The sequence below is a fragment of the Clostridioides sp. ES-S-0108-01 genome, from assembly GCF_020662285.1.
Taxonomy (GTDB): domain Bacteria; phylum Bacillota; class Clostridia; order Peptostreptococcales; family Peptostreptococcaceae; genus Clostridioides.
Window position 1 is genome coordinate 1 of sequence record NZ_JADGMN010000037.1, and the last position, 13669, is coordinate 13669.

Annotated in this window: 13 protein-coding genes; 6 read left to right on the top strand and 7 right to left on the bottom strand. The window is 25.7% G+C overall.

Features of this window, described 5'->3' with window-relative positions; genetic code table 11:
• Nucleotides 1-117: 117 nt before the first annotated feature.
• From IR152_RS18950 to IR152_RS18960, 3 genes are all read right to left on the bottom strand, one after another.
• A complete protein-coding gene (locus IR152_RS18950) occupies nt 118-285 on the bottom strand; it encodes a type II toxin-antitoxin system HicB family antitoxin (RefSeq protein ID WP_413927521.1) in 168 nt (55 codons plus the stop codon).
• 676 nt (nt 286-961) lie between these two features.
• Nucleotides 962-1321: a hypothetical protein gene (locus IR152_RS18955; protein ID WP_227453394.1), complete on the bottom strand. Its 360-nt coding sequence runs from the start codon at nt 1319-1321 to the stop codon at nt 962-964.
• Nucleotides 1322-1574: 253 nt separating this feature from the next.
• A complete protein-coding gene (locus tag IR152_RS18960; protein WP_227453395.1) occupies nt 1575-1742 on the bottom strand; it encodes a helix-turn-helix domain-containing protein in 168 nt (55 codons plus the stop codon).
• Nucleotides 1743-2742: 1000 nt separating this feature from the next.
• Between IR152_RS18960 and IR152_RS18965 the strand changes: the two genes are divergently transcribed.
• Both IR152_RS18965 and IR152_RS18970 read left to right on the top strand, forming a co-directional pair.
• Nucleotides 2743-3552 (top strand): MerR family transcriptional regulator, encoded by an 810-nt coding sequence (locus IR152_RS18965; protein ID WP_227453396.1) that lies wholly within the window; start codon nt 2743-2745, stop codon nt 3550-3552.
• Nucleotides 3553-4110: 558 nt separating this feature from the next.
• Complete coding sequence (locus IR152_RS18970; protein WP_227453397.1) at nt 4111-4674, top strand: hypothetical protein; 564 nt, start codon at nt 4111-4113, stop codon at nt 4672-4674.
• 209 nt (nt 4675-4883) lie between these two features.
• Here IR152_RS18970 and IR152_RS18975 read toward each other — a convergent pair whose 3' ends face one another.
• Nucleotides 4884-5084 carry a cold-shock protein gene (locus IR152_RS18975; RefSeq protein WP_227453398.1) on the bottom strand — a complete coding sequence of 67 codons (201 nt, stop codon included), beginning with the start codon at nt 5082-5084 and terminating at the stop codon, nt 4884-4886.
• A 341-nt stretch (nt 5085-5425) separates the two neighbouring features.
• The gene (locus tag IR152_RS18980; protein WP_227453399.1) at nt 5426-6100 is read right to left on the bottom strand and encodes an MgtC/SapB family protein; all 675 of its coding nucleotides are present in this window, start codon (nt 6098-6100) and stop codon (nt 5426-5428) included.
• 361 nt (nt 6101-6461) lie between these two features.
• Between IR152_RS18980 and IR152_RS20185 the strand changes: the two genes are divergently transcribed.
• The gene (locus IR152_RS20185; protein ID WP_255612346.1) at nt 6462-6596 is read left to right on the top strand and encodes a hypothetical protein; all 135 of its coding nucleotides are present in this window, start codon (nt 6462-6464) and stop codon (nt 6594-6596) included.
• A 194-nt stretch (nt 6597-6790) separates the two neighbouring features.
• Entirely contained in the window at nt 6791-7576 is a 786-nt protein-coding gene (locus tag IR152_RS18985; RefSeq protein ID WP_227453400.1) for a GNAT family N-acetyltransferase, read from the top strand.
• 189 nt (nt 7577-7765) lie between these two features.
• Here the strand turns inward: IR152_RS18985 and IR152_RS18990 are convergent, their stop codons facing one another.
• Both IR152_RS18990 and pdaA read right to left on the bottom strand, forming a co-directional pair.
• On the bottom strand, nt 7766-8275 hold the full coding sequence (locus IR152_RS18990) for a hypothetical protein (RefSeq protein WP_227453401.1): 510 nt from the start codon (nt 8273-8275) through the stop codon (nt 7766-7768).
• A gap of 308 nt (nt 8276-8583) precedes the next feature.
• Nucleotides 8584-9408: a delta-lactam-biosynthetic de-N-acetylase gene (pdaA, locus tag IR152_RS18995; protein ID WP_227453402.1), complete on the bottom strand. Its 825-nt coding sequence runs from the start codon at nt 9406-9408 to the stop codon at nt 8584-8586.
• A 223-nt stretch (nt 9409-9631) separates the two neighbouring features.
• Here pdaA and IR152_RS19000 point away from each other — a divergent pair, with 223 nt between their 5' ends.
• Both IR152_RS19000 and IR152_RS19005 read left to right on the top strand, forming a co-directional pair.
• The gene (locus tag IR152_RS19000; RefSeq protein WP_227453403.1) at nt 9632-12751 is read left to right on the top strand and encodes a helicase C-terminal domain-containing protein; all 3120 of its coding nucleotides are present in this window, start codon (nt 9632-9634) and stop codon (nt 12749-12751) included.
• Between the two features lie 17 nt (nt 12752-12768).
• Nucleotides 12769-13368, top strand: coding sequence for a viroplasmin family protein (locus tag IR152_RS19005; protein ID WP_227453404.1), 600 nt, complete (start codon nt 12769-12771; stop codon nt 13366-13368).
• Nucleotides 13369-13669: the final 301 nt, after the last annotated feature.

Consider the following 13669-nt stretch of genomic DNA (forward strand, 5'->3'; position numbering starts at 1 on the left):
AATTTAAAAGAAAAAATCATTAGATGGAAAACTATTTCGATGGAAAGCGGTATGCGGTGAAAGTCGCACGTACCGTTTGGGTCGGGGGAAAAGTTGGAGATAGCATCAAAGATTTACCTATCGACATCCATACAGATGTAGCCCTAGAGCCTCTTTTGCCATTTTTAAGGCTTCTTCTGTTGTATCTGCACATGTAAGGCAACCTGGCAAATCAGGAAATTCTACAGAGATACCATCTTCATCATAGCTTAGTATAGCAGGATATACATATATATCTTTTTTCACTATATCAACTCCTTATAATTATATTATAAAACGTACTTATACACGTGTAAACAAGAAGAATAAACTAAAATAGAAATTTAAATGTAATATATAGGTAAAATATGTAAGAATTATATGTTATAATAATTTTAGCAAGGATAATAATCGAAAGTGCGAAGGGTGATTATTTTCATATTAAACGCCAAATTCCAAATAAGGAAGGAGGTGAAATTATATGATAGGTTTTTTATTAAGCATACTAGCTGGTGTTATATCAGCTTATATTTATGACAAAATAAAAAATCACCCAAACGCCAATAAGGGTGATTTAAAAAAATAATATTTTCACTTAACAATTGAAAATAATCACTCTTTGTAGGAGTAAATTATTTCCTTGCTTTTATTATACCACAAATTGGTACAGATATTCAAAAATAATATTTTTATTGTATAGTAAAAATATAGAAGTATTGTGGTATTTCAGTTTCGAGTAAAATGTCTAAAATGTTATAGACAGTTTTATATTAACTATATAGTATTTTTATCTTTAATTGAGTTGAAAATAAAGGATGAAGAAGATTATGAACTCTTTGCAAAAATGATTAAAGAAATTTATGAAAAAAATATAAGAGATGAAGGTATACATATTTATTAAAAATAAAAAATACATTGACTTTATGCCAATGTATTTTTTATGTTATGCATTATTTAATGCTATTATTTGTTTTAACTTAGCAAATCCAACAAAGCTTAAAACTAAAGATGGAACAACAAACATTAAATATAATGGGAATACTACACCAGCTACTGTATATAGTATAGCTCCAGTTAAAGCAAACCCTCTTTTGTTGCCAAAGTAGCCAAGCCAATTAAAAATAGTTGCTAATACTACTAGAATCATATGTGGCATTACTAATGCAGTAGCTATAGCTCCACCTATTGCTGTGGCAGCATCACCTTCTCCGCCAATACCAGCAAAGTAGGTAACAATATAAATAGAGTATAATGTACCTATAATTGCAGAAATTAATAGAAGTTTAGAACGTTTTGGTTTCATAATTTTATCCCCCTCTTTACCCATATCTATCTAAAATATTCTTTTAATATATTTATTTCTACAGTTATTTCTATTTTCCTTCTTATTTTTCATATAAAATAGCAAAAAAATATTGATTAGTTATATCAATGTTTTTTTGCTATTTATATTTACTTATTAGAGAATCAAGTATCTTTAATACTGCATCTCTATCTTCCTTATCTAATTTATATATGATGTCAACTAATTCTTTTACTTCCTCATCTTCTTCATCTTAAAATTTTTTGTTTCTACCTAATAAGTAGTCTGTAGATACATCAAAAAAATCGGCTATTTTATTTAGTATTACTTTATTAGGAAATCTATTATTAGTTTCATATTTTGATAATGCTGAATAACTGATATTTATTTTATTTGAAAGCTCTTCTCTGCTCAAATTCATATATATACATATCTACAGCTTTTAATTTTAATTCTTTACTATATTTATTATTTTTTTTACACATAGAAAAACCCCCTTATAATCTTCACCTTTAGCATCATTGTGCTTTTTTAAAAGTGTCTACTATAAAGGGATTATACTAAATTTGGGTGCTTTTTTTAGGAGTATGCTCATGATATTCCTCCTTTCTTTTTATTATTATATCTTAATTATATTATACATTAATATATTTAAATTAAAAAACTTTGTTGAACTTTGATGTTTTTACTAAATAAGATAATTTTAACTAAAAAGCACTGAAACAATAAATGTTTAAGTGTTTAATACCGATATTTTATATTAGGTTTTTGTTAAATTTTTTATTTTATCTATATACATACCTTGTTCAATATACTTTCATCAATTGCAGAAAGGTTACATTATGTATATATTGGTATATAAATTCCCTATTTAGTATTTTAGAAAAAATCTATTTCACTTGTGACTTTTAATTTAAAATGTTTATATAATCATGATTTTACATGGTATTCCATCAAAAAATACTTTAAACTTTGATTAGATACACAATTATTTTATTCATAATTAATTTTTTATATAATTTAATCCTACATTAATAATTTTATATAATTAATTTCATTTATTAAAATTAAGTTTAGTTTTGTATTTTTTGCTAAAGATTATAATAAATACTCATTTATTAAATTAATAAACTATTAATCTATAAAGGAACATCTTAATATGAAAAGTATTATATAAAGATAGATATAATAGCTGTAAATATAAAACTATATAAAACTAAAGTATCTTTATAAAAAGTTGAAATTAGAAATATTATATTTAACATTATAATATAAAAATATTTTAATGATTAATTGTAGAATGTTTATTTTAGTATCCTTGTTTTAGAGGGTTTTTTAGTATATTCTAATACTATAGTTATAGGGAGGAACAATGTTGATTTTAAAATAAAAATAGGATTATGGAGGATTTTATTATATAAATGAAAGATTACTATAAAATAGGAGAAATATCTAAAATATATGGAATAGGTAGAGATTCATTAATGTATTATGAGGAAATAGGCATTCTAAGACCAGTTAGAGATATAAATGGATACAGAATGTATAATATATCAGACATATGGAAATTAAATTTAATAAAAGAATTTAGAAGCTTGAACTTTCCAATGAAAAAAATAAAAGAATACTTAGATGACAGAAGTATAGAGTCTACTAAAAATATTCTAAATGAGGAACTTGATTTAATTGATAAAAAAATAGCTGAATTTATAAGCCATAAGGAAAATATTATAAAAAGATTAAGTTCGATTGAAAGTGTAATTCAAAATACAAAAATAGATGAGATAGAGGTTGTATATATAGAAAAAAGAAAAGCTTTAGAATTAAATGCTGATATAAAAAGGGATGAAGACTTTGATTTTTTAATTCAAAAACTTCAGAAAGAATATGAAGATAGATTTAATATACTTGGAAACAACAATATTGGTTCTGCATTTTCTACTGAAGCAATTAATAAAGGTATATTTAATGAGTTTAAATCTGTATTTTGCTTTCTGGAAAGTAATGAGAAAGTATACAATATAGTTTTTGATGAAGGATATTATGTAACTTTAAATTACACTGGAAGTAATTCTAATAATAAGGTATATATGGAGAAGGTATTTAAATTTATAGAAGAAAATAAATATAGAATAGTTGCTGACCCTATAGAAATATACAAGATAGATATACATGAGACTGGAATTGTAGAGGAGTTTGTAACTGAAATTCAAGTTCCTATAACTAAATAGCTAAATTTCAACAAATTAGATGATAAATAGTATAAAAAAACGTGAGTTTGCCACCGATTTGACGCCGTATTATAAAATTGGTGGTAAATTATATTCTAAGACCTTCTAAAATATTTACTGTTTAATTTTCCATATTTACTATTGCCATATCAATATCACTATGAGTTACAAAAGAAGCACATAAAAAGATTAAAGAACTAATAGAAATGATTTAAACTAATATTAGAACCTTTTGACTAAGAATTAGCTTTATTATTTATTATATGGTATAATGTGTAGTATAGATGAGGAAGTGATTAGTATAGGAATATTAAAAAGTGCTGAATTAGTTAGAAAAATAGCACAAAGAATTGCTAGAGAAAAAGGAATAAGAGAGCAAGAGGCATGAAATGATGCTGTTACAGAGTATAAACAAAAACATAGATACTTAGTTTAAAGAATCATCTTAATAGATGGTATTTTTTTATATAATAAGTTTGTGTAATAAATCAAAAATACATGTATAAAATATTATGCAATTATAATAAGCTAAAGTAATGTTTTTAAGGAGAAAAAGATATGCTCAATCAGTTTAATGAATCTCTTGGTAACTATGTAAATATAATTTCTGTAATTGCATCATTTGCAGCAATAGCAGCCTTGATTATATCGATTATAGCTTTTATGGAATCTAATAAAAAAGCTAAATTGATATTAAAATATAGAAGAAATAATAAGAATAATGTGGCCGGTGATTATTATGAAAATGGAAATGGATACATCAGAATTGATTTAAACATCATAGATAATAAATCTGATATTTATGCTAAAATTCATAGTAATAACTTAGTTGATTTTGTAATAGAAAATAAAAGTACGATTGTTGCCAAAAGCCCTATATTAAGTTTAAAATTTATTAATATGGAAGTGGATATTGGAGAGAATAATAACTTTGAACAAATAAATAGTGAGCTTAGATGGCACCCAAAAGATAATACTACAATTCATAGAGGAATAAATTTTAGAATAGAGCAATTTAATTTTAAAAATTGTATTGTGCTTAAAAAAGAAGCTTATATAGAGGTAGTATTATCAGCTGATAATATGGAAACAAAAGAATTTAGAATACCAATAATATATTAAAGGTCGCTAGAAAGTGCTCTTTTTTTATTTAAAAAACAAATAAAATTAGGGGATGATATGGCAAAATATGAGTATTGGATAATAGAAGAAGTATTGTTTATGGTCAATTTTAATTAGACAGACAAAATTATTTATTTCATCAATAGTTATCTTATATATTGACAATAAAAAAGACTCTAGTAAAGAGTCTTTCCCGAAAAATCTATATATTATAATATAATTATATTTTCTGCTTGAAGACCTCTAGTACCTTTAACTATATCAAAGCTTACTTCTTGACCTTCTTCTAATGATTTAAATCCTGAAGTTTGTATAGCTGAGAAATGAGCAAATACATCATCTCTACCTTCCATTGATATAAAACCAAATCCTTTTTCACTATTAAACCATTTAACTATTCCATTATTCATTAAAAATACTCCTATTAACCTATATCAAGATATACTTGATTTACTCGTGTATTACCACAAGTACTATTATATCGTAGATTAATAAAAATGTCTACTTAATTATATTTTTTAGTTAACATTTTTTGTTACTCTTAATCTTGAAAATGTATCGAAGAAATAGATAACAAAAAGTTAAATGAATTAGAAGAATATGATTAAATCCGAATAACCAAAATATATCGAAAAATATATATGTGAATGGCGAAAAACAAGGGATGAGTTTTATATAGACTCATCCCTTGATTATTTATATCTTGACTTTGATTAAATATATTATTATCTTGAAGGTTCCATTTTTTATGTTATATTTCTAAAGTTTCTATAAGAGGATTATCGCTAAATAATTTTAATAAATTTGTTTTTTTATATCCTTTAGGTAACTTAGTATATATAACTACTTCTAACCAATCCCCATCAAGACGTTTAATATTCATGTTTATAATTTCAATGTTAGATTGCTTAAATTTACCTTCAATATATTCTATGGAATCAGTGCTGTTAGAAATTTTAAGAGAAACTTGCTCTGCTGTAGGGAGTTTCATCCATTTCCTATCCCTATGAAGTAATATCTGTACAATAACAATAATGATACTTGAAACAATACCAAGTAAGTATAGTCCAGAGCCAATGGCAAGACCTGTACCAGCTGTTGCCCATATGCCAGCAGCTGTAGTAAGCCCACTTACTGATTGATTTCTAATAAATATTAGTCCAGCACCTAAAAAACCTATTCCACTGACAACCTGTGCCGCAACACGTGCTGGGTCTAGACCAATACCCGGAGTACCAACTATATCATTAAATCCATACTTGGAAACAATGATTATAAGTGCTGAAGCTAATGCCACTATAAAATGAGTGCGTATTCCAGCTTCTTTTAGTCTATTCTTTCTTTCATATCCAACTAAAGCTCCACAGAAACCAGCAGTAATGATTCTTGCTATGTATTCAAATTGAATCAGTATATGATTGTTCATTTATTTAGCACCCCCTTATATATAATATTATATATACTATAATACTACATTTTTTATGTGGATATAGTAAAGTTTAAATTTTATATAATAGTTATATATGAGTATAAAATAGATAAAAGTATATTATGTTCATAATTATAACTCCTGTAAAATGATAATAGATTATATCTTTTGTATTGTGATATAACAAATATATGTGAACTGTATATAAAGTGTGTGTTTTATTAAGTTCTAAATTTCTTCTAGTTTAATTCACATTCAGTACACAAATAATTAGTAAGATATAAGTAAATAAAGATATAACATGACTATAGAAATTTAACTTTAAAATAATTTATGATAATTTAGAGGAGGAAAATTTATGAATATATCAAGAAAAGCTATGAAAATAATAGAATTAGCACAAAGAATTGCAAATAAAAAAGGTATCTCAGTAGAAGAAGCTTGGAATGAAGCAATAAAAGAATATAAAAATAAATATGAACATATTGCATAGACATTTAAGTATATAGTTTATTTAAAGTATAAAATGATATACAACATTTAACTGTATAACTTTAATATAAATCGATTAATTTAAAATTTTAAATTATTTAAAAAAATTAAGAATATTTGGTAGAATATAATGGTTTTAAATGATACTATAAACTATAAGGTATATCATTATTAACGCAAAAGGAGGATATATGCTTGATTGTAAAAATAGATAATACTTTAGAAAAAGAATTTTGGCAATATGTATCACATGAAGAAAGTTTAAACTTATTCATAATTGGATATGTTGAAAACTATGGATTTAGTTCTCACTCTCAAGATATATGGTTTCAGTTAAAAGATGGAAATATAACTTCTATAATATTAAAGAATAAGTCAACACTTATAATTTATAGTCTAAAAAATAATTTTGATATAGGAGAGATGAAGAATCATATAAAAGGTTTGGATGTAGAAAGTATAAGTGGGAAAAAGTGTGTAATAGATAGATTGATACGTGAATACAAAGATTTTTATGAAAAACTAGATAATAAATTTTGTATATTAAAAGAAATAAAAGAAATTGATTTCTCTAACATGAAGGAGTATAAAATAGAAAAAGCTCAGGAAAAAGATGTTGATGAAATAGGTAAACTTTTAAATAAGTCAGACTATAAAATAAGTCAAAATTACATAGAAGATAGAAAAGAACATTTAAAAGAAGGAAATGTAAGAGCATATTTTATTAAAAATAATGATACTATGATTAGTACTGTTTCAACTGGAATGGAAACTAGTTTTTTGGCAATGATAGTATCTGTAAGCACCGATAAAGAATATAGAAGAAGAGGATTTGCAAGTTATATAGTTTACAATTTAAGTAAAGAATTATTGTTGGAAGGAAAGGTTCCATGTCTTTTTTATAATGATGATATAGCAGGAAAAATATATCACAATATAGGGTACAAAGAGATAAATGAATGGACAATTCTTTTTAAATAACTATAAAAATAACAAATTTTCGTGTCATTCCTAACGTGTCTTATACAATGGCTTAAACACTGGAAAGGCGTTTCTTTGATAGGTTTGTTGGTATTTATATCCTCTCTATTTAAGCGTAGTTTTCTTTGGGAATCGGTGAATTTATGACATAAGAAAGGCCCAGCTACATTGAGTAACTGGGTCTCATTGTCATATATATGTCGTGTGATTACAATTGTCAATGTGTGTGGACTTTAGAATATGATTCAACGCCCATTGTATTCTACTGTCCGTAATAGACGAAATGTGACAACTTAAATTTAATAGACGGAAAACTTGCTTTGAAAAATCAATGTAACTTTGGGGCAACCCTTCTGCATGACAAGTGGTGTAAACCTCTTGTATTTGTTCAACTGCGAGGTTATCCATAACGAAAAAAGAGTCCTCTAGTAATTGACGTTGACTAAGATTTTTGGCAAGTGCGCTTGTATCATCTATCAAGAAAATCAACATTTTGTTTTCTTCACTTGCCACCGTATGTGCTACATTGGAATCAATAATAATGCCCTTACATTCTAATGTCTCTCCCTCATCAAACATCACAGACAAGTTCCCAGATTGTGATATAATAATATGTTTTGCAAGATGCTGATGAATATTCGGTTGTCTATATTCTGTATCTAAAAATATATGGTCAATCATTACACAAATAGTAGTCATAGCTGTCAACTCCTTGCTTATAGCATAGCATAGTATACACTTTTTAACAAGAAAGTCTAGTAATTGCAAGGATTTTTTGACGCTGTAAATTATTCCACAATCTTGTTAAGAGAATGTAAATGGATGATGTCAAAATGGTGCAAAACTGATTTCAAATACGATACAAGGAGGAATGACACGATTTTAGAGGATATACGAAAAGTCTTATTTCAGTCAATAAAAAATAAAAAACTCCGTTAAGAATTAAAGTACTTATAAATAGTTTTATTTTTACTATAATTCATTCTGGAGTTTTTTTAATTAAAATATTATTTTTTATTACTTAGATAATCAAGCGTTTTAAGTTTATAACCTTCTTTTTCCCAATGTGTAAGAACTTCATCCAATATTTCAGTATTTGTTGATGAATTTGGATGTAATAGTACTATTGCACCAGGATGTGTTCTCGAATAAATTTTGTTTTTTGCAAATTCATGAGTAGGTTGTTTCTTTTCATACCAATCTACATAAGCAAAACTCCAAAATATAGATTTATAACCTAAGTCTTTTGTATATTTCAAAGATTGTTCACTAAACTTACCCATTGGTGGTCTAAAATATTTAGGCATTTCTTTTCCAGTAACATCTTTATATGCTTTTTCTACACTTGTAATTTCTTCTTTAAATTTTTCAAAGTCTGTAATTCCTGCCATTGATGGGTGGCTTTTTGAATGATTACAAACTAAATGTCCTTCTTTTTCCATACGCTTTATTAAGTCTGGATTACTTTTTATATAACTTTCAACTACGAAAAACTGTGCTTTAGCATTGTGCTTTTTAAGTGTATCTAATAATCTTGAAGTGTTTCCGCTTTCGTATCCAGCATCAAATGATAGATATATAACTTTTTCATTGGGGTTTCCTACATAATAGGCATCATATTTTTTAAAAAAATCTGCTTCTTTTATGGGAGAGGGTTGTTTACCATCTTCTCTAGGGTTAAAATACCAATCATACTCATGTGTATCGAGTGTTGGGTTAGAAATCTGAGTTTTTGTCTTATCTAATGATTTAAAGTTTATACTAGCAATTCCAAAAAGTATTAGAGCAAATGTTCCTATCATAATATATTTTTTTAGGTTATCTTTTTTCACAATTTCACCTCTTATTTAAAATTTCAAGTGTATTTCTTACAATATAGTTTTAATATTTATAGTTAAAAATATTCATATATACAGATAATAAATTGAATAAGTTTATTGTAATATATATAAAATTAATATTAATTGTCTTAAATAAAGTATATATAAATGATAAAATATAAAGAGAAATCATTGTAGATAAGTTAGACTGATTTAACTTGAAGGGATATTAAAGATGGATAATATAAGAAGTTTATTAAATGATGTTGTTTTTTTAGATATAGAAGTTAGTGGATTAGATTATTTAAATTCAGAAATTTTAGAAGTTGGCGTTGTTAAGGTTAAAGATTGGAAAATAGAGACATATCAATCATTAATAAAAAATAAATACAATATACCTATAGAAGTATTTTCACTATTTAGTAATTTAGAAAAAAATGATTTAGAGACAGCTTATGAGATAGAAAAAGTAGAAGATGGACTTATAAATTTTGTAGAAGATAGTGTGATTATATGTCATGATTTAAGTTTGAAAAAAAAGTTTTTTGAGTATCATATGCCAAAGTTAAACAACAGGTTTGTCGATTTAATTGAATTAGCAGTTATTTTAGAGCCATATCATAAAGAGTATAGTTTAGAGTATTTAAAAAATAGTGTAACCAATTGTAATTCTAAAGTGAAAAATAGAGCTTTATCAGATGCTATTGATATCATAAATATTGTAAATTGCCTTCTCGTAAGATTTAGCAGTTACGAAAAAACTACTTTAGAGCCATTGAGTTTTAAAATAAATTCGTATTTTAATAAGTTTAATCTTTCAACATGGGAATGGAGTAAATTTTTAGAAGAGGCAAACTATGATTTATCAAACAATATAAATATCAAAAAAGAATATAAGAGATTTAATTCAAAAGAAGAAAATAAAAAAGAAAAAGAAACATTAAAAATTTTAAATAAAGAAGAAAAAAATTATGAAGAATTATTAAAGTACAAAGCCATCTGGGAGAATAAAGAAGGATTTACATATGAGTATAGACCTGGTCAATATGAGCTTACTAAAACAATACGGGAGTTGTTTAGAAATAGTGAATACGAAGAAAAAATTGCATGTATAGAAGCACCAACTGGTATAGGTAAAAGTGTAGGATATTTATTGCCTGCAATACTAGAAGCTAGAATTAATAAAAAAAGATTGTTAATTTCTACTGATACAAAGGAATTGCAGATACAATTAATAAATAAAGATATTCCAAATGTGTTAGATTCTTTGGGTCTAAATGGAAAAGTAAGTTATGGATATATAAAGGGAAAAAATAACTATATCTGTATAGATAGGCTGGAATCATATATAACAGATTATGAATCTCAAAACCCTACTAAAGGAGAAATATTATCTTTAATATTTTTAGAGAGGTTAGTTGAAGGTGGTAAGTATGGAGATATAGAAGAAATAAATTATTGGGTGTTGGATAATTTCAATGAAATAAGCATTCACTTAAGAAATATAAGTTGTGACTCAAATATGTGCAGACCTAAAAAATGTAAAAAGGATTGTTTATATAAAAATAGAATAGAAGAATTGAAAGAAGAACATATAACGGTAGTAAATCATTCACTATTAGCTAAATGGCCATATAAGGATGAAAAACCTTTAGAAAATATAATAGTAGATGAGGCACATAATTTGACTGAAAAAGGATATGATTTTTTTTCAAGTATTATAAATTCAAAGTCCTTAAGGTATCTATTGCAAGAAATTTATCCTTACGAGTTTATTCAAAATAGTAGCTTTATATATAAAAAATATAGTAGAAATATAAGGAAAATAAAGGCTTTTGATAAATTTTATAATGTACTAAAAATTGAAAGAGAAGATAAACAAAAAATTGCTAGAAGTATAAATCTTATTCTTGAAGAGATAGATTCAATATTAAACTTTGGTAGTGGTAGTGAATATAATAGTGTAAGTAATTATAATTTAAGATGGGAACTGAATTTGCAAATAGATGAAATCGTGGGAAAGCTAAATAAGGATGGCGTAGATACTGAAATAAGCTATAGAGCTTATAGTGAAAAGATAAAGTTAAGTTGTGAAAAAATAATAAAAAATTTAGTTTCAATAATAATAACAATTTATAGGAATATTGATGATGATAGTATAGATAAAGAAGCAGATATATATAAATTTGGAAAGGCAAAGACAAGAGATTTAGAGGATATAAAGATTATCTTTGAAATCTTTTTAGAGTATGATGAAAAGGATGATTATGCAAGGATAGTTGAAGTTGATAAGAATTATAATGATTTTGAATTTCGAGTAGTGCCGTTAAAAATAGCGGATTTGTTTGAAGAAAATATTTTATCTCAATTAGAGAAAGGAATATTTTTATCTGCAACTTTGAGTTTATCTGAAAGTATGTCTTATTTTAAAAATACATTAGGAATAGACAGAGTTAAGAATGTAGAAAAGATTATAGAACCAATTTTTGATTATAAAAATAGAGTTTCTGTAGTTTCATTTTCTGATATCTGTGAGTACAGAAACTCTGAATTTCCAAATGAAATGAGTAAAATTATATCTAATATATCACAGATTACAGAAGGACATACATTGGCTCTTTTTAATAGTAAAGATAGACAAGAAAAGACTTATGAAATATTGAAAAAATACTTACATAGTTTTAACTTAGAAATTTATGCTGATAAAAAGGGTATAAGGCATCTTAATGACTTAAATAGAAAGTGTGTAGTACTTGGCTCAAAAGGATGTTTTGAAGGGGTAGATATTCCAGGAGATGGTTTGGTTTGTGTAACTTTAGACAAGCTTCCAAATCTAAACCCAAAAGACCCTTTGTACTTTACTATAATGAAGAAGTACGATATAGATTACTATACTATAAATTATCCTCAAATGACCATAAAGGTAAAGCAAGCCATGGGGAGAATTTTAAGAAGTAAATATGACTATGGATGTTTTGTGATTTTTGATGTAGGAACTAATATAAGTGTACTAAAAAGACTAGAGAAAGACTTACATGGTTGTAAAATTTCAAAGATGAATAGCAATGAGTTTTATACTTATATAAAGCGACATTTAAATAAATCTAGAGGTTTAATACTAAAATCGGTTATATTTGATACTATAAAAGCGTTGAATGTTGATTCTAAAATAGACAACAATGATGTTGATAAGGATATTATAAGAAAAGATATGAATGAAAATATAAGACAAAGAGCTATAAAAGGAGAAGTGTATTATATTGATATTGTAAATAAAGATATGAAAGTAAAGTATTTTGATAGAAAATATATGATAAATTTAGATATATTTATGAGAGAAGAACATAAAAACTAAGAGTGGGAGTGATATGTTTGGCAAAACAAAAGTTTTATGCTGTAAAAAAGGGTAGAAGTATAGGTGTGTATAATACATGGGATGAGTGCAAAAAACAAGTAAATGGATTTTCAGGAGCTAAATATAAAAGTTTTCCTACCTTACAAGAAGCAAAAGAGTATATTTATGGGCCAGAAAAACTAAGCTTTAAAGAAGATGAGGAATTTATAGAAGCGTATGTAGATGGAAGTTATGAACATTCAATAAAGATGTATGGTTCAGGTGTTGTGATTCTAAAAAATAATGAAGTTATAAAAACTTATAGTGAAAAAGGAAAAGAAAAAACTCTAGTAGGGATGAGAAATGTAGCTGGAGAGATAGAAGCTTCTAAAATTGCAATGAAGTACTGTATTGACAATAATATTCAAAACTTGATTTTATATTTTGACTATGAGGGTATTGAAAAATGGTGTACTGGAGTTTGGAAAACAAATAAAGAAGGAACTATATCATATAAAAATTTCTATAACAGTATTAAGAATAAGCTGAATGTAAAATTTACAAAGGTTAAAGCACATTCTGGAAATAAGTATAATGAGGAAGCTGATAAATTAGCTAAAAAAGCTATTGGTGTATAATGAAAAAATATTCATATATAGTGAGATGCTATAAGAGTAGATTTTCTTAATTTATAATTAAATAAATTTTGATTAAAAAAGCAGATTGTATTATGATAAAATAAGTATCTAATTTATAAACAATTGGTAATATTAGTTAGACACAGCTTATTTAATATAATAAAATCTGCTTTTTTGGGGCTGTAAGTAGATTTGTGTAAAAACAAATTTACCTATAGTCTTTTTGGTATACAAAATTGGTAAATTTGGAATAATATTCATATAAAAAATTTTGGAGGTTTTGAAAATGAAAGATATAATT

What these genes read in the sequence shown, in the direction of transcription:
- IR152_RS18990 (WP_227453401.1), bottom strand. Translation starts at nt 8,275, where the DNA reads ATGACTACTATTTGTGTAATGATTGACCATATATTTTTAGATACAGAA.
- IR152_RS19000 (WP_227453403.1), top strand. Translation starts at nt 9,632, where the DNA reads ATGGATAATATAAGAAGTTTATTAAATGATGTTGTTTTTTTAGATATA.
- IR152_RS18960 (WP_227453395.1), bottom strand. Translation starts at nt 1,742, where the DNA reads ATGAATTTGAGCAGAGAAGAGCTTTCAAATAAAATAAATATCAGTTAT.
- IR152_RS18975 (WP_227453398.1), bottom strand. Translation starts at nt 5,084, where the DNA reads ATGAATAATGGAATAGTTAAATGGTTTAATAGTGAAAAAGGATTTGGT.
- IR152_RS18970 (WP_227453397.1), top strand. Translation starts at nt 4,111, where the DNA reads ATGCTCAATCAGTTTAATGAATCTCTTGGTAACTATGTAAATATAATT.
- IR152_RS18955 (WP_227453394.1), bottom strand. Translation starts at nt 1,321, where the DNA reads ATGAAACCAAAACGTTCTAAACTTCTATTAATTTCTGCAATTATAGGT.
- IR152_RS18965 (WP_227453396.1), top strand. Translation starts at nt 2,743, where the DNA reads ATGAAAGATTACTATAAAATAGGAGAAATATCTAAAATATATGGAATA.
- IR152_RS18980 (WP_227453399.1), bottom strand. Translation starts at nt 6,100, where the DNA reads ATGAACAATCATATACTGATTCAATTTGAATACATAGCAAGAATCATT.
- IR152_RS20185 (WP_255612346.1), top strand. Translation starts at nt 6,462, where the DNA reads ATGAATATATCAAGAAAAGCTATGAAAATAATAGAATTAGCACAAAGA.